The sequence below is a fragment of the Janthinobacterium sp. SUN128 genome, assembly GCF_030587275.1.
GTDB lineage: Bacteria > Pseudomonadota > Gammaproteobacteria > Burkholderiales > Burkholderiaceae_D > Janthinobacterium > Janthinobacterium lividum.
The window spans coordinates 1827520-1847695 of sequence record NZ_JAPWHY010000001.1; the positions used below are offsets into that span (position 1 = coordinate 1827520).

17 protein-coding genes are annotated in these 20176 nt (G+C 65.6%); 2 read left to right on the top strand and 15 right to left on the bottom strand.

Annotated elements, in window-relative coordinates:
• Position 1: 1 nt before the first annotated feature.
• The gene (locus tag O3297_RS08335) at positions 2-751 is read right to left on the bottom strand and encodes a class II aldolase/adducin family protein (RefSeq protein ID WP_211549916.1); all 750 of its coding nucleotides are present in this window, start codon (positions 749-751) and stop codon (positions 2-4) included.
• 225 nt (positions 752-976) lie between these two features.
• Here O3297_RS08335 and O3297_RS08340 point away from each other — a divergent pair, with 225 nt between their 5' ends.
• Positions 977-2029, top strand: coding sequence for an ABC transporter substrate-binding protein (locus tag O3297_RS08340; protein ID WP_305048338.1), 1053 nt, complete (start codon positions 977-979; stop codon positions 2027-2029).
• Between the two features lie 50 nt (positions 2030-2079).
• Here O3297_RS08340 and O3297_RS08345 read toward each other — a convergent pair whose 3' ends face one another.
• From O3297_RS08345 to O3297_RS08360, 4 genes are all read right to left on the bottom strand, one after another.
• On the bottom strand, positions 2080-4452 hold the full coding sequence (locus tag O3297_RS08345; protein WP_305048339.1) for a TonB-dependent receptor: 2373 nt from the start codon (positions 4450-4452) through the stop codon (positions 2080-2082).
• A 222-nt stretch (positions 4453-4674) separates the two neighbouring features.
• Positions 4675-5829, bottom strand: coding sequence for an LLM class flavin-dependent oxidoreductase (locus tag O3297_RS08350; protein WP_305048340.1), 1155 nt, complete (start codon positions 5827-5829; stop codon positions 4675-4677).
• Positions 5830-5863: 34 nt separating this feature from the next.
• On the bottom strand, positions 5864-6943 hold the full coding sequence (locus O3297_RS08355; protein ID WP_305048341.1) for an LLM class flavin-dependent oxidoreductase: 1080 nt from the start codon (positions 6941-6943) through the stop codon (positions 5864-5866).
• Between the two features lie 244 nt (positions 6944-7187).
• Positions 7188-8381, bottom strand: coding sequence for a sigma-54-dependent Fis family transcriptional regulator (locus O3297_RS08360; RefSeq protein ID WP_099387917.1), 1194 nt, complete (start codon positions 8379-8381; stop codon positions 7188-7190).
• 158 nt (positions 8382-8539) lie between these two features.
• On the opposite strand from O3297_RS08360, the gene O3297_RS08365 reads away from it, so the two are divergent.
• Complete coding sequence (locus O3297_RS08365; RefSeq protein ID WP_305048342.1) at positions 8540-9877, top strand: LLM class flavin-dependent oxidoreductase; 1338 nt, start codon at positions 8540-8542, stop codon at positions 9875-9877.
• Positions 9878-9888: 11 nt separating this feature from the next.
• Here O3297_RS08365 and hmgA read toward each other — a convergent pair whose 3' ends face one another.
• The 10 genes from hmgA to O3297_RS08415 form a co-directional block, all read right to left on the bottom strand.
• Positions 9889-11193 (bottom strand): homogentisate 1,2-dioxygenase, encoded by a 1305-nt coding sequence (hmgA, locus tag O3297_RS08370; protein ID WP_305048343.1) that lies wholly within the window; start codon positions 11191-11193, stop codon positions 9889-9891.
• On the bottom strand, positions 11190-11375 hold the full coding sequence (locus tag O3297_RS08375; RefSeq protein WP_034785812.1) for a DUF2783 domain-containing protein: 186 nt from the start codon (positions 11373-11375) through the stop codon (positions 11190-11192). The genes hmgA and O3297_RS08375 overlap by 4 nt, the downstream gene beginning before the upstream one ends.
• Positions 11376-11387: 12 nt before the next feature.
• Entirely contained in the window at positions 11388-13067 is a 1680-nt protein-coding gene (locus tag O3297_RS08380; protein WP_305048344.1) for an FAD-dependent oxidoreductase, read from the bottom strand.
• A gap of 16 nt (positions 13068-13083) precedes the next feature.
• Complete coding sequence (locus O3297_RS08385) at positions 13084-14427, bottom strand: MFS transporter (RefSeq protein ID WP_305048345.1); 1344 nt, start codon at positions 14425-14427, stop codon at positions 13084-13086.
• A 153-nt stretch (positions 14428-14580) separates the two neighbouring features.
• The gene (locus tag O3297_RS08390) at positions 14581-14979 is read right to left on the bottom strand and encodes a DUF1842 domain-containing protein (protein WP_034785805.1); all 399 of its coding nucleotides are present in this window, start codon (positions 14977-14979) and stop codon (positions 14581-14583) included.
• Positions 14980-15203: 224 nt separating this feature from the next.
• On the bottom strand, positions 15204-16013 hold the full coding sequence (locus tag O3297_RS08395) for a helix-turn-helix transcriptional regulator (RefSeq protein ID WP_305048346.1): 810 nt from the start codon (positions 16011-16013) through the stop codon (positions 15204-15206).
• 24 nt (positions 16014-16037) lie between these two features.
• Positions 16038-16547, bottom strand: coding sequence for a peptide-methionine (S)-S-oxide reductase MsrA (gene msrA, locus O3297_RS08400; RefSeq protein ID WP_034785801.1), 510 nt, complete (start codon positions 16545-16547; stop codon positions 16038-16040).
• A gap of 56 nt (positions 16548-16603) precedes the next feature.
• Positions 16604-17947: an MBL fold metallo-hydrolase gene (locus O3297_RS08405; RefSeq protein WP_305048347.1), complete on the bottom strand. Its 1344-nt coding sequence runs from the start codon at positions 17945-17947 to the stop codon at positions 16604-16606.
• A gap of 66 nt (positions 17948-18013) precedes the next feature.
• Positions 18014-18988, bottom strand: a complete 975-nt coding sequence (hemB, locus tag O3297_RS08410; protein ID WP_305048348.1) for a porphobilinogen synthase — start codon at positions 18986-18988, stop codon at positions 18014-18016.
• Positions 18989-19100: 112 nt separating this feature from the next.
• A complete protein-coding gene (locus O3297_RS08415) occupies positions 19101-20003 on the bottom strand; it encodes a DUF535 family protein (RefSeq protein ID WP_305048349.1) in 903 nt (300 codons plus the stop codon).
• Positions 20004-20176 lie beyond the last annotated feature (173 nt).

The following is a 20176-nucleotide window of genomic DNA, read 5'->3' on the forward strand; positions in this document are numbered from 1 at the left end:
GTTACACCAGGTCGGTTGCGGGCAGCAGCGACAGCGCGCGCGCCGTGTCGATCAGCTTGCTCATCTTCCATTGCTGCAGCAGCACGCCGGGGCCAAAATCGCGCGAACCGCCGATGGCTTCGGCCGCGATCTGGATCTTCGCGCCCTCTTCCAGCAGCAGGATGAATTCGGCCAGCTTCAGCAAGCCCTGCTTGCCCCACACGGTGGCGCCGCCATTCGCTTCCAGGATGGCCGTCGCATGCGTGTTGCGGGCGATTTCGCCGAGGATGAAATCGACTTCCGGCTGGCGGCGGTCGATGTAGATGGGGATTTCGCGCACCAGCTGGTAGCGCTGCACGGGCACGTAGCGGATCGGCAGGGTGCGGTGCGTCTGCGCCCACGCGCCCAGCGACGGCGAATGCACGTGCGAGATCGACGTGACCTCGGGCCGCTCGCGGAACAGTTTTAAGTAGCGCGCGCCGCCGTTGTTCGCGTCGCCCACGATCACCGTGCCATCGAGCGCCAGCACGGCCGCCTTCAGGGGCTGGCCGCGGCGGAACGGGCCCGGATCGTTGACCACCACGACCTTGTCGCCGCCGGGCGTGCGCTCGACGAAGCCCACCGTGCCATTGGCCGTCAGGCTGCCCGTTTCGCGCAAGCCGTCGAAGGCGATCTGCGCATCGCGGCGCACCTGCTCCACGAAGGCCAGTTCGGCCGCCGTCAATTCCTGCACCTGTACTTGTTGTGCTTCCGCTTGTGCCACGTCCGTCATGTCATGCTCCATTCTTTGGGGTTGGGATACGGGTCAGTACTGCCTCTACTTTCGCAAGACGCGTGCCAGCGCCGCGGCCAGTCAAATGGTGGAAGGCTGCTGCCTGCGCAACAGCGGCTGCTGGCGTGGCAGCAGCCGCGTGCGCACGCGCTGTCGGCAAGCCAGCAAGCGGCGCGGGCACGTTTCCTGCACGGTTCAAGGCTCCACCCACCACCAAGGAATTCCATGACTACCGCACCATCTCCTGCCGTCGATACCGTCTGGTTCACCCGCTGCCCCGTGCCCACGGCCACGGGCCTGGCCTATAAACTGGGCTGGCTGGACGAGGAATTCGCCCGCGACGGCATCGCCCTGAAAACCCTGCAGGAAGTGGGCGGCGAACTGGCGCGCCACCATTACGACCACGGCCTGTCCACGCTCGTGCGCGAAGGCGGCAACCTGCTGGCCCTGCCGGCACGCGCGCAAGGGGCGCCCACGCGCCTGATCGGCCTGACGTGGATCGATGAATGGCAAGCCATCCTCGTGCGCCCCGGTTCCGGCATCACGAAGCCCGCACAGTTGCAGGGCAAGCGCCTGGCGCTGCCCGTGTTCCGTGCAGAGGACTTGCGCGAGAACAGGCGCGGGCGCAGCATCGCGCGCGGCATGAGCCTGGCCGGCTACAAGGGTGTGCTGGCGTCGGCCGGCCTCACGCTCGACGATGTGCAACTGGTGGAAGTGGGCGCCGACGCCCAGGCATCGACCAATCTGGGCGCGGGACTGTGGCAAGGCATCGCCCCGCTGCTGCGCGGAGAAGTCGACGCCGTGTACGTGAAAGGCGCGGCGGCGGCCGAAGCGGCCCGCGCGGCGGGGCTGGAAGTGGGCATCGATATCGACGCCCTGCCCGACCGGCGCTTCCGCGTGAACAACGGCACGCCACGCCCGATCACCGTGCATGAAACGATGCTGGAACAGCATTTCGAACTGGTCGTGCGCTTCCTGACGCAAACCCTGCGTGCCGCGCACTGGGCGCGCAGCCACCAGGCCGACGTGCTGGCCATCCTGCAGGGCGAGACGCGGGCCGGCGCCGACGCCGTGGCCGAAGCCTACCGCGACGGCTTTCACCTGACCCTGGCGCCCGACCTGTCCGACGACAAGGTGGCGCTGTTCCGCCAGCAGAAGGATTTTCAATTGCAGCACGGTTTCCTCGACCGCGACGTGGATATCGAGGCGTGGATCGACCGCCGGCCGTTGGAAGAGGCGCAGCGGCGGCTGGACGCGCTGCTGCAAGTGGCGGCATAAAAGCACAAGGCCGGCGAATTCGCCGGCCTTTTTACATCAGGCAGCCACGCTCAGAACTGGATCGTGTACGACGCCCCCACCGTGCGGCCCTGGCCGATGATGACGGTGTCGCCATTGACGGCGCCCGGCACGAAGCTGGTGAGCGTATGGTTGCGGTAGACCTTGTCGGCCAGGTTGTTCGCATACGCCGTGATGCGGTGCTTGCCGCCCGGGAGCACATACGACAGGCGCGCATTGGCCAGCGCGAAGCCGCCCTGGTTCAGCAGGTCGCGCGCGTCGCTTTGCGGGTCGACATAGTAGTACTGCTTGGACGTATAGCGCACGTCGCCGCTGAAGACCAGTTGCGCGCCATTGCCCAGCGGGTAGCGGTAATCGGCCGCCAGCAAGGCCGTGACGTGGGGCGAGCGCACGAATTCATTGCCGGAGCGGTCGCCGCCATTGTTCTGGATGGCGAAATCGTCGAATTCCGTGCGCAGCAGGCCGATATTGGCGTTGATATGCAGGTTGTCCGTCGGCTGCGCCTCGATCTCGAATTCCGCGCCATTCACGTGGGCCTTGCGCACGTTTTGCAGGTAATTGACGCTTTGCGTGGGGTCGCCGTTGTACACGCCCGTGATATTGACCTGCACGTTCTTGTAATCATAGTGAAAAACGTTGGCGTTGAAATTCAGGCGTCCATCCAGCCATTCCGACTTGATGCCCGCCTCGAACGAGTTCAGGGTTTCCGGCTTCACCGTATTCAATGCTCGCACGTCCGTGGCGCTCGTGTTGTAGCCGCCGGACTTGATGCCGTGCGCGTATTTCAGGTAGCCGCGCAGGGTGCGGCTGAAGCGGTATTCGGGCGTCACGTCGTACGTCAGCGCATTCCACGTGGTCGACGGATTCGACGTGAAATTGTTGTTGGCGACCGAGGCGGCCGCGTAATTGCCGCCCTTGACCGTGTTCCACCAGTTGGCCGCATCGCCAAACGTCACCGTGTTCGATGCGGCCTGCACGCGCTGCAAATCGAGGTCCTTGGTTTCCGTCGTCCAGCGCAGGCCAAACGTGGACAGGAACTGCTCGCTGAAGTTGACGGTCGTGCTGCCGAAGATGGCCGCGCTGCGCGCCTTGTGCTGGTAGATCGTGCGGTTGTAGCCGACGGGCTGCGTGCTGCCCGCCAGCGCCGGCACGGTGCCGTTGGGCAGGCGCGCACCGGCCGAATCGGAATCGATCTTTTCATTGAAGTAGAACAGCCCCGCGACCCAGCTCACGGCGCCGTTTTGCGGCGATGTGAGGCGCAGCTCCTGCGACACTTGCCGGCTGCTGGCCTTCGAGCGGCTGCGGCCCACTTCCAGCGGCGTATTGTCGCTGTCGCCCGTGGCTTCGTTGCGGAAGTTTTCATAGCCCGTGATCGACGTCAGGGTCAGCTCGCCCAGCGCGTATTCCAGGTTCAGCTGCGCGCCGCCCTGCGTCACGTCGCTGTCGGCCGGCGCATTCGTGCTCACGTCATCGGGATTGGTGCTGGGGATGTAGCCGTTGCGGTAGACGCCATTCGCGCCATAGCTGGCCACCGTGGTGGTGGCGCCCTTGGTCGTGTAGTCGCGGTAATGCAGGTTCAGGTTCGCCGTCAGGTCGCGCCCGATCAGGGCCTTGAGCTGGCCGCGGATGGCGCTGTCCTTGAGCTTTCCATCGCGCTCGCCCGTAAACTGGTTGTGGAAGCGGCCCTTGTCCTGCTGCTCCGTGTGGAAGGACAGGCGCCCCGCCAGCACTTCGTCGACCAGCGCGCCGCCGATGGCGCCCTCGGCCAGCTTGGTGTCGTAGCTGCCGTAGTCCAGCTTGGCGTAGCCGCTGGACTTGAACGACGGCTTGCGCGAAATGACGTTGATGGCGCCGCCCGTCGTGTTCTTGCCCCACAAGGTGCCTTGCGGCCCGCGCAGCACTTCCACCCGGTCCAGGTCGAACAGGGGAAAGCCCGTGGCGCTGGAATTGCTGATGTAGACGTCGTCGAGGTAAAAGCCGACGGGGTTCGGAAAATCGATTTGCTGCTGGCCCGCACCGACGCCGCGTATCCACCAGCGCGGGCGGCCATGCTGCTGCGTGCCGGCCGAGGCGTTCGGCACGTAGTTGAGGATTTCGCTGGCCGAACGGCCGATGCCCGTATCGAGCAGTTCCTTGCCGCCCAATACAGTGATCGCGCTCGGCACCTTTTGCGCCGATTCCTCGCGCTTTTGCGCCGTCACCGTCACCGATTGCAGGGAGGCGCCCTCGCCCCCACCGTTCGCGTCGGCCGCGGCAATGACATCGGCGCCAGGCGTTTCCGCATGCGCCATGCCGTGGACGAGCATCAGCCCGCCGATGGCGAAGGCCGAGCGCAGCGCGCGGCGCACTGGCGTCAAATGAAGAGGAGATGGGGAGAAGGCGGCGGGGGCAGTCGAACGGCGCATGGGTGATTATCCTTGAGTAAAGTCAAAACGCGAGATGGTGATGACTGGTATTGCAAGGGGCATGCCCGCTGCCGCAGCGCAGCAAAATGGGAGTCAAGTGATTGATTTCAAAGGAAGACTATCGTGATGATAGTGCTGTTGATTTGGCAGCAGCGGCGCTGCCGCGTGCTGCCTGCGCGACAGCAGGCGGTGGCGCTGCTGTCGCGGCAACAGGGGAATGCCTCAGGCGGCGCGCAAGAGTGCCGCCGTATGCCCGCGCACGAGGGGCAGCACTTCTTCGCCCACGCGATAGGCTTCCTCCAGGTGCGGCGTGCTGGCCAGGATGAAGGCGTCGGCGCCCAGTTGCACCAGTTCGTCCAGGCGTTCGGCCACCTGCTGGTAGCTGCCGACAATGCCCTGCGTCTGGCCGCCGCGCAGCAGATTGAAGCCTGACCAGATGTTCGGCGCCGTGATCAATTCCTTGTAGCTGTTCAGGGTCGTCGGGCGGTTGCCGCGCTGGCGCGCCGCGCCCACGGAATCACCGCCATCGGCGCCGAGGAACTGGCGCAGTGTGGCGGGATCGACGGCGTCAAAGCCCTTGCGCACCTCGTCCCATGCCTCTTCCTCTGTGGCGCGGGCCACGATGTCGACGCGCACGGCGCACTTGATCTTGCGCCCCAGCAGCGCCGTCTTTTCATGCACGCGGGCGAATTTCTCGCGCAGCTGCTCGAACGGTTCCAGCCACGTCAGGTAGTAGTCGGCGTGCTTCGAGGCGGAACCCAAGGCCGCGTCGGACGAGCCGGAAAAATAGATCTCGGGGAAATCCTGCTCCGACAGCGGCGTGGCCAGTCCCGCGTCTTCCACCTGGTAGAACTTGCCCTGGTAGGAAAACGGCCCGCCGCGCCACACACCGCGCACCACGTCGAGAAATTCCGTCGTGCGCGTGTAGCGGTCGTCGTGGCCGGCCGAATCGCCCCACCACAGCTGCGCCGGACCGCCGCCGCCCGTGATGACGTTGTACAGGGCGCGCCCGCCCGTGGCCCGCTGCAGGCTGGCCGTCATGCGCGCGGCCACCACGGGGTTCAAGAAACCGGGCTGGAACGGGATCATGAAGCGGAAGGTGCGCGTTTCGCGCGCCAGCAGCGCAGAAATCGCCCACGGTTCGTCCGTCATGGGGAAGGACGGGATCAGGCCGCCCTGGAAGCCCGATATTTCAGCGGCGCGGGCGATCTCGGCCAGGTAGTCAATATACGTAAAACCGTCGGCGCCGCCGCCACCGAGGCCGGACTGGCGCAAGTTGTCATTGCCGGGAAACCAGTCGCCGCGAAACGGCGTGCGGGCGCGATGCGAACTCGGTTCGCCATGCGTGGGGATGCGCCAGAAGAAATCGATAGCCATGCAGGTACTCCTTCAGTAGGTTGGATACAGGAACTCAAGCCGCTTGCAGCTGCGCGCGCAACGCTGCCCGCACGCGGGGCAGCACGTGCTCGCCGATGCGGTAGGCTTCCTCGAAATGGGGGATGGCCGCCAGCACGAAGCTGGAAATACCAGCTTGCGCATACGCCTCCAGCGTGGCGCTGACCTGTGCATAGCTGCCGACCAGGGCGCCGTGGGCGCCCGTTTGCGCTTGCGCAAAGCCGGGCCAGAAGGCTGCGGCACTGCCGTCGAATGATGCATCGTCGGGCAGCCCTGCCCCACTGCGGTAGCGGCGCGCGTCGCGCAAGGCTTCGTCGAAGGTTTCGCGCGCCAGCACGTCGATGCGCAAGCCCGCCGTCACGGCGCGGCCCAGCTGGCGCGCCTGCGCTTGCAGGCTGTCGATGACAGGCTGCAAATCCGCCTGCGGCGCCGCATCGAACACGTGCACGTCGGCCTGGCGTGCCGACAGGGCCAGCGCTTCGGGGCTATCGCCAGTCAAATAGATGCCGTTGACGGGATGGTTCGCCAGCGGCCCCTTGAAGCCGCCGTCCTGCACTTCGAAGAACTTGCCCTTGAAGCTGAACGGCGACGTATTCTGCACGCCGCGCGCCACCGTGATGAATTCATCGATGCGCGGCAGGATGTCGGCCTCCGGCGCCGCATCGCCCTGGCGCCGGCGCGCGGCCGCATCGCCGCCATGGCCGATCTGCCAGGCGAAGCGCCCGCCCGTGAAGCGCTGGAAGCTGACGGCGTTCTTTGCCGCATACACGGCCGAACCCCAGGCCGCGTCGAATTCGGCGATCAGTTTCAAATGGCGCGTGCTGCGGGCCAGGTAGCCCGCGACGATCCAGCTTTCGTCGCCCTGCGTATCGTGGCGTATCTGGATGCCGTCGAAGCCGGAAAGATCGGCCGCGCGGGCGATCTGGTGCAGGTAATCGAAATAATTGAAGGGCGGACGCGCGCCGCGCGGGTCGCTCACGCCCGCCTGCAGGGGACTGGGCGCGCCGGCGGCCCGTTCGCCCCTGCGCGTGATGCCGGGTGCCGCGTAACGGCCATCGCCGCTGGTAGGCAATTGCCAGATGAATTCTATGGTCATGCATGGACTCCTGTCGTGGGTCGAAGAAAACACCGCTGGGCGCTTTGGATACCTGCGCGCAGCGGCCTGCCCTTCCCTCCTCGCAGAAAACATGCCATGTGCTGGATACCCATCGACGCCCGAAGCTGCTGCTTACGCAGCAACCGGCTGCAGCCAGGGCAGCAATATGCTGCGCCCGCAGCAGCCATGAAAAAAGCCGGAGCCGCATCGCTGCGGGTCCGGCTCCAGGAGGTACATCATCCGCCTAATCGATGGCACCCGCCTTTTTCAAAAAGGTGCGCAGGATATTGCGGCTCAGGTTCAGGTGCCTGGCCGTGCGCACCTGGTTGCGCTCATTGCGCTCCCACGCGGCGCGCACCAGTTCCTGCTGCATGGCTTCGAATTCCACTGCCTCGCCCGAGTCGAGCAAGGCTTGCCAGGCGCGGGCGAAGCGCTCGGCCGCCAATAAATCGTCCTGGCCGGACGCGCCGTGGGCGGCATAGGCGATATCGGCACCGCCGGCCCAGGCGTCTGGAACAGGTATAGCGGCCGGTGCTGCAGCAGGCGCCCTGTGCCAGCCTGACAAACTCAAGTCCTCGGCGCGCACGACGCCGCTGCGGCACACGAGCAGCGCGCGATGGATGACGTTTTCCAGTTCGCGGATATTGCCGGGCCATGGATAAGCGAGCAAGGCTTGCTGCGCGTCGGGGCCCAGCTCCACCTCGCCCAGGTGCAATCGCTGCGCATAGATGGCCATGAAATGGCGCGTCAGCGGCATGATGTCGCCCGGGCGCTCGCGCAAGGGGCGTAGCGGCAGGCCAATCACCTGCAAGCGGTAATACAGGTCTTCGCGGAAGCGCCCGGCCCGCACGGCTTCGGCCAGATCCACGTTGGTGGCGGCGATCAGGCGCACGTCGATGGGAATGGCGCGCCGCGCGCCCAGGCGCACCACTTCGCGCTCCTGCAGCACGCGCAGCAGCTTGACCTGCATCGCCAGCGGCAAGTCGCCGATTTCATCGAGGAACAGGGTGCCGCCGCTGGCCGTCTCGAACCAGCCGGGCTTGCCCTGCTGGGCGCCCGTAAACGCGCCTTTTTCATAGCCAAACAGCTCGCTCTCGACGAGGGTTTCGGAAAACGCGCCGCAATTGATCGCCACAAAGGTCTGTTCGGCGCGCCCGCTCAAGCCGTGCACGTGGCGCGCGATCAGTTCTTTTCCCGTCCCCGTTTCGCCCGTGATCAGCACCGTCGCCTCGCTGGGGGCGATGCGTTCGATCAGCTCGTGCAACTGGCGCGAGCGGGGGTCGGCAAAGACAAAGGCCGTGGCGCGCACCAGCAAGCTCATTTGCTGCGGGTCGCGGAAGGCGACCAGCGCCTCGCTGTCGCCGTCATCGCCGGCGCCACGGGCAAGGTGGGCGCTGCGCGCGAAATCGCTGCTGAAGTTGTGGGCTAAGAGTTCCATGGGCCGACTATACCGCGCACCATCTCCAGGCGTGAACGAATGGTGCCGCGCTAGCTTATCCGGATTTTGCATATGCAGGCGCTGCTCCCATGCTGGCCCGGAGTTTGCTCAGGATGGGGAGCAGGCAATGTCGCCTGCGCACCACGGAGCACTTCCCCATGCCAGCACGCCAGCTTGTCCTGAACGTTTTTTTGCAACGCCACGGCCACCATCCGGCCGCCTGGCGCCATCCATCGGCCAGCGCCAGCGGCCGGCCCGACCTGGCCTGGTGGCTGCGCGCCGCCAGGCTGGCCGAGGCGGCCAAGTTCGACAGCTTCTTCATCGCCGACTTCATCGGCCGCGCCGGCGACGTCACGCCCGAGACTGGCCGCGCCGCCATCGGCCTGCCGTTCGAGCCGTTTACCCTGCTGTCGGCGATTGCCGCCGTCACCAGCCATATCGGCCTGATCGCCACGGTCAATACCAATTACGAGCACCCGTACCACGTGGCGCGCAAATTCAGTTCGCTCGACCACCTGAGCGGCGGGCGCGCGGGCTGGAACGTCGTGTCATCGTTTGGCGAGCATACGGCGCGCAATTTCGGCATCGATGCACCGTGCAGCCATGCGGAGCGCTATGCGCGGGCCGACGAATTCGTCGCCCTGTCCAGGGCCCTGTGGGATAGCTGGGATGACGACGCCTTCGACCGGCCAGACCGCGCCGCCGGCCAGTTCTACCAGCCGGCAGCGGGCCACCCGCTGGACTTCCAGGGCGAGTATTTCGCCTCGCAAGGCTTGCTGGACTTGCCCCGTCCCGTGCAGGGCCACCCCGTGCTGGTCCAGGCGGGCAATTCAGAGACAGGGCGCGAATTTGCCGCGCGCCTGGCCGAAATGGTGTACTGCTCCGCCACGTCGCTGCCCGTGGCGCAGGCGTATTACGCGGACGTGAAGGGCCGCATGGCGACATACGGCCGCGCGCAAGACCAGTTGAAGGTCACGCCCGGGCTTTCCGTGGTGGTGGCCGAATCGGACCAGCAGGCGCAGGATCAATTTGGCGCACTGCAGGACCTGGTCGACTTCAGCAACCTGGAATTTGGCGGTTTTGACTTGTCCGGCTATCCGCTCGACGGCCCCCTGCCCGACCTGCCCTACCAGGCGGGCGACAACGGCAAGGGGCGCTTCCAGCAGCAGCTGGAGCTTGCCCGCCGCGAGAACCTGACCTTGCGCCAGCTGGTGCTGCGCTTCAGGGTCGCGCGCGGTCACCTGCAAGCGATCGGCTCCGTCAAGACGGTGGCCGACTTGATGGAGCAGTGGTTCGTGGAACGGGGCGCGGACGGTTTCAACGTCGTGCCGCCGCTGCTGCCGCAAGGCTTCGAGAATTTTACACGCCTGGTGGTGCCGGAGCTGCAGCGGCGCGGCCTGTTCCGCACGGAATACGCGGCCAGCACCCTGCGCGGCAATCTCGGACTGGCGCGGCCCGCCAACCCGCATACGGTGGCGCGGGCGCGGGCCGCCTGACTGCGCTGTGACTAAGCCTGGTCCGGATCGAAATGCTTGCGCAAGCCTTGCCAGCACGCGTAATAGTCGTTTTGCAGCAGGCCGCCGTCCAGCGCGAACGGCGTGGGCTTGAGGATCGTGCGCGTCTCGAACATGAAGGCCATGGTGTCGGCCACCTTCACGGGCGCGGACGTGTCGCTGTGCGAGGCGCGCTCGAACGTCTGCGCATCGGGGCCGTGGCCGGACATGCAGTTGTGCAGGCTGGCGCCGCCCGGCACGAAACCGGCAGCCTTGGCGTCGTACACGCCGTGGATCAGCCCCATGAATTCGCTGGCCACGTTGCGGTGGAACCACGGTGGCCGGAAGGTATGTTCGGCCGCCAGCCAGCGCGGCGGGAAGATGGCGAAGTCGATGGCACCGAATAACGGGTTTTCGCTGGGCGCCTGCAGCACGAGGAAGATCGACGGGTCCGGATGGTCGTAGCTGATCGAGCCGATGGTGTTAAAGCGGCGCAAATCGTATTTGTAGGGCGCGTAATTGCCATGCCAGGCCACCACGTCCAGCGGCGAATGGTCCAGGGTCGTGCGCCACAGGTGGCCGCCGAACTTGGCCAGCAGTTCGCATTCGCCGTCGATGTCTTCATACGCCGCGTGCGGCGTGAGGAAATCGCGGCTGTTGGCCAGGCCGTTCGAGCCGATGGGGCCCATGTCGGGCAGGCGGAAGGCCGTGCCGAAGTTTTCGCACACATAGCCGCGCGCCTGGCCGTCCGGCAGGGTCACGCGGAAGCGCACACCGCGGGGAATCACGGCGATTTCCTGCGGCTCCAGCTCGATCAAGCCCAGCTCCGTGGCAATGGCCAGCCGGCCTTCCTGCGGCACGACCAGCAGTTCGCCATCGGCCGAATAAAAGAAGCGCTGCATGGACCGGTTGGCCGCGTACACGTGGATGGCGCAGCCGCTCATCGCTTCGGCGCTGCCGTTGCCGGCCATCGTCTGCCAGCCATCGATGAAGTCCACCGGCGTGGCGCTGTCGGGCAGCGGCAGCGGGTCCCAGCGCAGCTGGTTGGGCGGCGTAGGCGGCATGAAGTGGAAATCGCTGACGATACGGGTATTTTCAGCCAGGGTGAATGGCGGATGCTGGCTGGCGGGTCGGATGCGGTACAGCCACGAGCGCCGGTTCTGCGCACGCGGCGCCGTGAAGGCCGTGCCCGAGAGTTGCTCCGCGTACAGGCCCAGGGGCGCCCGCTGCGGCGAATTCTGCCCCTGCGGCAAGGCGCCGGGCACGGCTTCCGTGGCAAATTCGTTGCCGAAGCCGCTTTGGTAGCCGGCGCCTATCATGCGCGCTCCCCCAGTCCGTCGGCCGCGTCGCGCAGCAAGCCTTGCACCACGTCGGCCTTGCCGATGGCGCCCATGGCCAGCAAGGCGAAGCGGGCGAGGAACAAGGGCGAACGCTGTTCGCCCAGGCCACCCATGGTGTGGCACAACTCGGTGTAAAGATTATCCAGTTCGATGTCGGTCATGTTATCTCCTTGTTACTTTGATCGGGCGATGCCTGCCCTCGCCAACGCAGCCGCCACCTGCCCCGCCTGCACCTGCCGCCAACGCCCCAGCACGTGGCCGTCCGGGCGCACGAGGTAAAAACTGCCTGGCTGCGGGTCGAATAGCGAGAATACCTGCGCCGTGTGGTCCCAGGCGCACCCTTGCTCCCCGCTGCAGGAAATCGCCACGGTCGTCAACGGCAAGGTGTCGCCCAGCGCCGCCAGTGCGGATGGTACAGACCCTTCCTCGCTGAAGTACAGTCCCGTGAAATGGCCATCAACGCGTTTCAGCAAATCGGTAATATACCCCGCTTGCTGCGCGCCGTCTTGCAGCAGCGCCAGCGGACACTCGGGCAAGACCGTGCCCGGCGCGGGGCCAGTGGAAAACACACCCGATTCCGGCGCATTCAGGGGCGACTGCGCATACGCGATGGCGCTGGTCTGGCGCGGGTTGATCAGGGAGCGCACATGCGCATGCTTGCCCGCCAGCCCCAGCACGGCCGTGCGCATGAGGTCGAAGGCAAACGTGGGCGGCGCCATGAATTCCGTGCTTTTCGTGCCGTGGCGCAGGTTTTCACGGGCGGCGAATACGCGCTCGTCCGAATAGCTGTCCAGCAGGGCATGCGGCGCCTGCCCTTTGACCACGTAGGCAAGCTTCCAGGCCAGATTGTCCGCATCGTCGATGCCCGAGTTCGCGCCGCGCACGCCGAAGATGGGCACGAGGTGGGCCGCATCGCCCGCGAACAGCACGGGGCCATGCCGGTATTTTTCCAGGGTCAGGGCGTTGGCCTTATAGATGGTGATCCACACGGGATGCCACGGCGCCGTTTCTCCCATCATGGCCAGCAGGCTGTCCACGCGCGGTGCCACGTTTTCCAGCAGCACGGCCGCCTGCGCATCCTCGTCGTCGCGCAACTGGTAATCGATGCGCCAGATATCGTCAGGCTGCTTGTGCACCAGCACGGTCGAGCCGGGATTCGACGGCGGGTCGAAATACGCGAGGCGCTCCGTCGGACGGTCGCTCTTCAGGTGGATGTCGACGATCACATAGCGCCCTTCATAGCTGGTGCCCTGCAGTTTCAAGCCCAGCGCCTCGCGCACGGCGCTGCGCCCGCCATCGGCCGCCACCAGCCAGTCCGCCTCGATCTGGTAGCTTGCATCGGGCGTGGCCACGCTGACGGTGGCACCGTCGGCGCGCTGATCCACGCCGGTGACCCGCGTTTGCCAGCGGATATCGATCAGCTCCGGCTGGCGCTCGGCCGCATCGAGCAGGAATTGCTCGATATGGTATTGCGCCAGGTTGACCATGGGCGGCAGCTTCTGGTTCGCGTCTTGCGGCATCGTGAAGTGCAGTACTTCCTCGTCGCGGTAAAAGCTGCGTCCGCCCGCCCACGGCAAGCCCTTGGCCAGAAATCCGTCAAGCGCGCCCAGACGTTCGATGATCTCCAGGCTGCGCCGCGAGATGCAGATGGCGCGGCTGCCCGTGCAGACGCCATCGTCCGCCTCGATCAGCACCGAGCGCACGCCGTGGCGGGCCAGGCCCAGGGCCGTGGCCAGGCCCACGGGACCGCCGCCGACGATCAGCACCGGGACATGCTGCGTGGCGGCGCCGGCCGGTTTGCCAGGCGGATACACCTTCGGCACATGGGGGTAAGGGTGAAACGTGTCGCTCATGATGGGTCCTCTTCGATCAAGTATGGTCTTTGCCGCCGCGCGCAATCGGCAGGGTCAGCACGATTGCCGCGCCCGCCACCAGCAGCACGCTGGCGTACAGCAAGCCCGTGGCAAAGCTGTGTGTCAGATCCTTCAGCCAGCCCACGACGACGGGGTTCAGGGCCGAGCCGATATTGCCCGTGGCATTGATGACGGCGATGCCGATGGCGCGCGCCCCCAGGCTCAGGGCCCGGTCCGGCGTCGTCCAGAAGACGGACATGGCCGTGTATGCGCCCGTCGAGGCCATGCACACGCCCAGCAATTGCACGATGGGGTTGGCTGAATACGCGGTGAACAGCCAGCCAAAGGCCGACAGCAGCATGGGCCAGACGATATGCCAGCGGCGCTCCTGCAGGCGGTCCGAGCGGCGGCCCCAGGCAATCATGCCGATGACGGTACACACCTGCGGGATGGCCGCCAGCAGACCGATCTGCGTGTTGCTGGCGTCGCCGCTGAAACTTTTCACGATCAGCGGCGTCCACACGGCCACCATGGCCAAAGTATTCACCAGGCAAAAATAGGCTATGCCGAACTTCAATACCGTAGGCGAGCACATTTCCGCCAGTACCGAGCCTTTTTCCTTCGCTGCCACCGGCTTGTGTTCGGCCGCCAGCATGCGCGCCAGCACCTGCTGTTCCAGCTTGCCCAGCCAGTTTGCCTTGCTGGGAGAGTCATCGAGGTAGCCATACACGGCCAGGCCCAGCAGCACGGATGGCATGCCTTCCAGCAGGAACAGCCATTGCCAGCCCTTCAAGCCCCAGTGGCCGTCCAGGCCCAGGATCAGGCCCGACAGGGCCGAGCCGATGGCGGCCGTGACCGGCATGGCGATCATGAACAGGGCATTGGCGCGCGCGCGGTAGGCGCTGGGAAACCAATAGGTCAGATAGAGCAGCATGCCGGGCAGGAAGCCTGCTTCCGTCACGCCGACGAGAAAGCGCAGTGCGTACAGGCTGGCCGGGCCGCTGGCAAACAGGGTCGCCGTCGAGGCCAGGCCCCAAGCGATCATCATGCTGCCTATCCATTTACGGGCGCCGATGCGCGCCAGCACGATGTTGCTGGGAATGCTGCACGCGATGTAGGCGATGTAGAACAGGGTGGTGGCAAAGCCGAACTGGGTGCCGGACAGGCCCAGGTCTTGCATCATGGTCAGGCCGGCGAAGCCGATATTGATGCGGTCAAGAAAGGAAAACACGAACAGCAGGAACAAGAATCCCAGCAGGTGGCGCGATACCTTGCGCATCACTTGCTGTTCCAGTTGAACGGTGGCCGCGTCGAGGACGGGCGCCGGGGTGGCGGGGGGGGCCGCGTGGGCGATGGTCATGCTGGTCTCCATAAGGTGTCGCCCTCCCCTTGCTATTGTTATTGGGTGAGAGCGGCCGGATGCTCCGGCGTGCGACACAGTATGCAGACGACTACGCCGATGGTTGTCCCCATTTTGGGGACAACCATCGGCCAAAAGGACTAGCCAGCGTGCCTAGCCGCGTTTCTTGATGGGCACGTTCTTGACCTTCTGCTGGTCATAGCTGAAGGAGCCGTGGCCGCTCCAGTTGTTGTCGGTAACGAAGGTGGCTTCGAATTTGGCCAGGTAGCTGCCGATGGCCGGTGGCGGCACGGACACGACATATTCGCCGCTCAGGCTGAAAACGCGCGTGGCGTTGCCCAGGCCCAGGCCATGCACGGGGCCGCTGACGGGGCGGATCACCACGCGGCCATGCGGGGGCGTGACCGATTGCGTGATCAGGGCTTCGCCGCTGACGGTGCCGTCGTCGGGATTGTAAAACAGGGCCAGATTCAGGATGGGGGCGCCAGGCAGGCCCAGATTGCCGGCGATCAGATAGACGTGTTCTACCGCATTCAATTCAGTTGAGGACACAATGGACTCCTTCGGGGAATGATTCCTGAGCCATGAATACCGGAGATCGCGGGCGCGACAGGCACTGGCTATCAGCCTTGCCGATAGCCGTTATGCTTCGGCGCATCAGCACTCTGCAGATAGCATAGCCAATATTTTCGTAGCAATATGCTCACATTATTGCCTTGAATTTCGGCAATTTTATGCAGCCCCTGGCATGCGCCTACCGCTAGCATTTATCCAGCCTATACCCCTAGGCATAGCGCAAACAATTGGCGCTGGCTGGCAATGCCCAGGCGCTTATAGGCGCGCTTTTGATACGTGATCACGCTCGATGGCTGCACGCCCATGGTGTCGGCGATCTCCGCGGCCGTCAAGCCTTCGAGCACGCCGCGCAGCGCGTCGAGTTCGCGCTTGCTCAATTGCGGGCCATGCTGGCGCAGCCGGGCCAGCATCATGGGCGAGACGCCTTGCGCGGGCTGGCCGCTCAGGCTGTAGTGGTGTCTGGCCGCATAGGCGAACAGCGGCGACAAGGCTTCGATGGCGGCGATTTCGCCGGGCTGGAACTGCCCCTGGCTGCTGTCGCGGTAGAAATTGACGGACAGCCAGATATCGCTGGCCGGCTGCACCAGCAGCGACAAACGGTCCGACACATTCGGCTTCTGGTAACACGCGGCGCGGTAGCCGGAATGGCAGATTTCGGCGCTGGCTTGCTGGTGCAGCACGATAGCGGGATCGAGCTTGGGCTGGCGCGCGGGCGCGATGACGCTCTGGTTGCCGTCGAGCGCATAATAATGGCGGGCGTAGCTGTCGGCGATATCCTGCAAAAAGCGTCCGCCGCGCCGGTCGGCCACGGCCACCGTGCGGGGCCGGTTGCCGAACTCATAAGCAAAGATCGTGCACTGGGCGATGGAGGCGGCCGCGCCGGCGGTTTTCAGGATGGCGCCCGCTATGGCATTGACGTCGGCATGGCCGATGGCCGCCACCAGGTCGAGGGCGCGCCCCAGATCCAGCTGTCCCTCCGCCTGCCGCCGTTCCACCTGCCAGTAGCGCATGGCCGTCTCCCCTGCCCGCCGGGCTTATTGCTGCCGCTGCGGCAAGACCCAGTCCGGCCGGATGTAATGGCAGGTATAGCCGTGCGGCAAGCGCTGCAGATAATCCTGATGCTCGGGTTCCGCTTCCCAGAACGGGCCGGCCGGCGCCACTTCCGTCACCACCTTGCCTGGCCACAGGCCGGAAGCGTCGACGTCGCGGATGGTGTCTTCGGCCACCCGTTTTTGCTCATCGCTGGTGTAATAGATGGCCGAACGGTAGCTGCTGCCGCGGTCATTGCCCTGGCGGTCCGGCGTGCTGGGGTCGTGGATCTGGAAGAAGAATTCCAGGATCTTGCGGTAGCTGATGGTGTTCGGGTCGAAAATGATCTCGATGGCTTCGGCATGCGTGCCGTGGTTGCGGTAGGTGGCATTGGCCACGTCGCCGCCGCTGTAGCCCACGCGCGTGGCGATCACGCCCGGATAACGACGCAGCAAGTCTTGTACGCCCCAGAAGCAGCCGCCGGCCAGGATCGCGGTTTCATTGTCTTGTGCCATGGTGTCTTTCCCGTTCTAGTCAGAAGCAGCTATCTTACTCTGTCGCGCGACTTTCTTCAGCGGGCCAGCAAGCGCTTGAGCTGCGCCGCCTGGTAGGCGCCGATGGCGTCGTTGAACAGGCAGCGGATCAAGGGGTCGTCGACGATGTCCGCTTCCATCAGTTCTTCCCGCGTGGCCGCATCGAATGGCCCGTCGTTGATGCGCATGTACATCGAGGTCAGCGATTCGCCCAGCACCAGCGCCGCGTGGCATTTCACCAGCGGCACCTCGGTGGTCCAGCCCGGCGCCTCGCCCGTGTCCGGCACGAGATCGATCAAATCGCCGTGCGTGCGGTAATGCAGGACCGTGGCCGCGCCGTCGTGGCCGTACAGCGACAGCCGCCACACACGCGGGGCCTGGAAATAGCTGTCTTCGGGCAGCTCCATGTCGCGGTAGCGCTCAAGCAAGCCGTTCCGGCAAAAATCGAGCACCAGCACCGCATCATCCGCGCTCAAGGGGGAGAAACGACGGGCGATGTCCGCAGTGGCGGGCGCAAGCGCCTCGCGGCGGTAGTCGAAATCCACGTCTTGCGGGCCCACGGGAATGACCCAGGGCAGCGGCGCGGCCGGCGCCATGCCGTGCGCGTCGAGCAGCACGGCCGTCGACGGGTCGAGGCGGAAGATGTGCGCCTCGGGCAACGCGGCGCCGATTTCCTGCGCAAACTGGCGGTAGGTAATCGGGAACATCGCATGGTTGTACCAGGACCAGTCTTCCTGCACGAACTGGCAGGAGCTGGGCACGATGTAACGGGGCGCCAGCGCGCGCAGCTGCGGCACCCAGTCGTCCGGCAGGTCGACCGGGCCAGGCTGCGCCTGCGACGGCGCGATGACGGCGATCTCGCGCATGGTCTGGAATGGCCATAGCACCATGTCCCATGGCGCAAAGGCGGCCAGCTGCGCCAGGGTCTCCGGGCCGATCCAGGAATCGACGACGTTGAGCACATTCAAGCCCGCTGCGCGCACCTGGAACAGCGAATCGACATCGTCGTCCAGCGCGCGGCGCGGGATCACTTCGATCGTGCCCACCCGCACCGGCACGTCCACGTGCAGCTTCTCTACCTGCGTGAAACCGAGCGCGCGCAGCATCGCGAACAGTTCATCGAAGACGCAGTACAGGTAGATGGGCGTGGCGCGGTCCAGCACATCGAGGCTGTCGAGCGAACAGTGGTCGTCGTGGAAGTGCGAGATGAAGACGGCATCCCAGCGCAGCCGGCGCACGGCATCGAGGTCGAAGCGCACGGGCGGAAACGCGTGGCAGTTGCGGCTGAACGGGTTTTCGACGATGGGGTCGAAGGCGATGGCCGTGCCTTCGCACTCGAAGACATAGCCGGCGTGCAGGATGCGGGAGATTTTCAGGGGCATAAACAAGCTTAGGTTGGGCAGCGCGCCATGATAGCTGAAAAGGCGGCCGCCCTGCCCCGTGTTTACTTAGTACGGGTTATTCAGCACATCCATCGCGAAATACGTAAAGATCATGTCCGCGCCCGCGCGCTTGATGGCGCCCAGGGTTTCCTGCACCACGCGGCGCTCGTCGATGGCGCCCGCCTCGGCGGCGAACTTGATCATCGCGTACTCGCCGCTGACCTGGTAGGCGCCGATCGGCAAACGCGTCACTTCGCGCAGGTCGCGGATGATGTCCAGGTAGGCCCCAGCCGGTTTCACCATCAGCGCGTCGGCGCCTTCGGCTTCGTCAATCAAGGACTCGCGCACCGCTTCGCGGCGGTTCATCGGGTCCATCTGGTACGTCTTGCGGTCGCCCTTGAGGGTGCTGCCGGCCGCATCGCGGAACGGGCCGTACAGGCCGGAAGCGAACTTGGTCGAATACGCCATCACGGGCGTGTCGTGGAAACCGGCCGCGTCCAGCGCGCCGCGGATCGCCGCCACCTGGCCGTCCATGGCCGCCGATGGGGCGATGATGTCGGCGCCCGCTTGGGCCGCGATGACGGCCTGCTTGCCCAAATTCAGTACCGTGCTGTCATTGTCGACCGTGTCGCCATGCAGGATGCCGCAATGGCCATGGTCCGTGTATTCGCAGAAGCAGGTGTCGGACATGACCACCATTTCCGGCACGGCATCCTTGATGATGCGCGACATGCGGGCCACCAGGCCGTCCGGATTCAGCGTGTCCGTGCCGTGGCTATCCTTGTGGTGCGAAATGCCGAAGGTCATGACCGAGCGCAGGCCGGCGCGCGCGTAGCGCTCCACTTCCTGCGCCAGCTTCGCTTCGGGAATGCGGCGCACGCCGGGCATGGACTTGATGTCGATGAAATCGCTGCTGCCTTCGTCGACGAAGATCGGCAGGACCAGGTCGCGCGGATTGATCTCGGTTTCGCGGAACAGCTCGCGCAGTTGCGGGGTCGCGCGCAGGCGGCGCATGCGCGAAGTGGGAAATTGTGCTGGCATGGGGTGACTGGCTTCAGGTTAACAACGCCGATCAGTATACGCCGATCACACCGATTGCGCCGGGCTGCCCGGCAAAAAAGCCGCGCAGGTCAAGAAACCCCGCCCTGCGCCGTCATTGCGCGTGCAGCAGGGCCGCCACTTGCCAGCGCATGTCGGCCGCCAGCTGCACCAGCATGGCGCCGCGGCGGCGCGCATCAGCGCGCTTTTTCGACGGCACCAGCTCCAGCTCCGGCATCCGGCATGGGCCGCATGGCAGGCGGTAATTGCCATCGCCGGTGGGCAGCGCGTGCAGTTCCCGCCACGCCTGGTCGTAGTCGCACGAGATATGGCGGCGCCGGCGCCAGTTCAGCGCGATGCGGTTGGCGTTGCTGACCAGGTCCAGGTGGGCGCAGCCGAAAAGGTCGCCCAGGTCGCGCAAGGCGGCCACCATCAGGTTTTTCGGCCGGCAGCCGTGCAGCGCCCGCGTGGCCTCTTTTACCGCCTGCGCGCCGGCGGGCGAGCGCAAGCCCTGCAAGGCGCCCAGCTGGATGACGGCGCCGCCAGGCTGGGGCCTGAACAGGAAACTGGCCAGATACAGCGGAACGCCATCGCGCGTCAGGCGCAGGCACAGCTCCCCTTCTCGGTGGCTGTCGTGGATGGCCGTCAGCTGCAAGCGGTAGCTGGCGCCATCCTTGCCCTCGATGGCGGCCAGCACCAGCGCGCGGCGCGCTGCGTATTCCACCAGCGGCCGCGCGCCCGCCTGCCACAGGAAGCGGTAATGCCCGCACAGCAGCGCCACCCTCGCCGCGCAGCACAACTGGCGGCTGGCGTAGGGACGATAAATCTTGTACCGCAGGCTGGGATGGGCTTGTGCCAGCGCCACCAGGCCCGGTGTGCCGGCGATGAACGCTTGCCAGCGCGCGCGCTGCAGGGGAAAGACGATGGCGCCCAGCGCGGCCTTGATACGGTGGCCATGCTGGCGCAGTGGCGCCTGTTGCGGCGCGGCGTTGTCGCCGGTGACGGTAAAAGTATGCATGAAAACGGCTCTGCGACGGGTCGGGACTGGCAAGCCGCGGCAGGCCGCGGGCAGCCCGGAACAGGCGGCTGCGCGCACGCAGCCGCTCTACGCCGGGTAGAACGGATGATAGAGGGAGGCGAAAATGAAGGGGGTTACAAGTTGGTAATGTCGACTTGGCGTATGGCTCACAA

Excerpts from the sequence above, each read along its gene's own strand:
- hmgA (WP_305048343.1), bottom strand. The coding sequence starts at position 11,193 with ATGATAGGCGCCGGCTACCAAAGCGGCTTCGGCAACGAATTTGCCACG.
- O3297_RS08345 (WP_305048339.1), bottom strand. The coding sequence starts at position 4,452 with ATGCGCCGTTCGACTGCCCCCGCCGCCTTCTCCCCATCTCCTCTTCAT.
- O3297_RS08375 (WP_034785812.1), bottom strand. The coding sequence starts at position 11,375 with ATGACCGACATCGAACTGGATAATCTTTACACCGAGTTGTGCCACACC.
- O3297_RS08340 (WP_305048338.1), top strand. The coding sequence starts at position 977 with ATGACTACCGCACCATCTCCTGCCGTCGATACCGTCTGGTTCACCCGC.
- O3297_RS08335 (WP_211549916.1), bottom strand. The coding sequence starts at position 751 with ATGACGGACGTGGCACAAGCGGAAGCACAACAAGTACAGGTGCAGGAA.
- O3297_RS08380 (WP_305048344.1), bottom strand. The coding sequence starts at position 13,067 with ATGAGCGACACGTTTCACCCTTACCCCCATGTGCCGAAGGTGTATCCG.
- msrA (WP_034785801.1), bottom strand. The coding sequence starts at position 16,547 with ATGGCACAAGACAATGAAACCGCGATCCTGGCCGGCGGCTGCTTCTGG.
- O3297_RS08385 (WP_305048345.1), bottom strand. The coding sequence starts at position 14,427 with ATGACCATCGCCCACGCGGCCCCCCCCGCCACCCCGGCGCCCGTCCTC.
- O3297_RS08350 (WP_305048340.1), bottom strand. The coding sequence starts at position 5,829 with ATGGCTATCGATTTCTTCTGGCGCATCCCCACGCATGGCGAACCGAGT.
- O3297_RS08360 (WP_099387917.1), bottom strand. The coding sequence starts at position 8,381 with ATGGAACTCTTAGCCCACAACTTCAGCAGCGATTTCGCGCGCAGCGCC.
- O3297_RS08355 (WP_305048341.1), bottom strand. The coding sequence starts at position 6,943 with ATGACCATAGAATTCATCTGGCAATTGCCTACCAGCGGCGATGGCCGT.
- O3297_RS08415 (WP_305048349.1), bottom strand. The coding sequence starts at position 20,003 with ATGCATACTTTTACCGTCACCGGCGACAACGCCGCGCCGCAACAGGCG.
- O3297_RS08405 (WP_305048347.1), bottom strand. The coding sequence starts at position 17,947 with ATGCCCCTGAAAATCTCCCGCATCCTGCACGCCGGCTATGTCTTCGAG.
- hemB (WP_305048348.1), bottom strand. The coding sequence starts at position 18,988 with ATGCCAGCACAATTTCCCACTTCGCGCATGCGCCGCCTGCGCGCGACC.
- O3297_RS08365 (WP_305048342.1), top strand. The coding sequence starts at position 8,540 with ATGCCAGCACGCCAGCTTGTCCTGAACGTTTTTTTGCAACGCCACGGC.
- O3297_RS08395 (WP_305048346.1), bottom strand. The coding sequence starts at position 16,013 with ATGCGCTACTGGCAGGTGGAACGGCGGCAGGCGGAGGGACAGCTGGAT.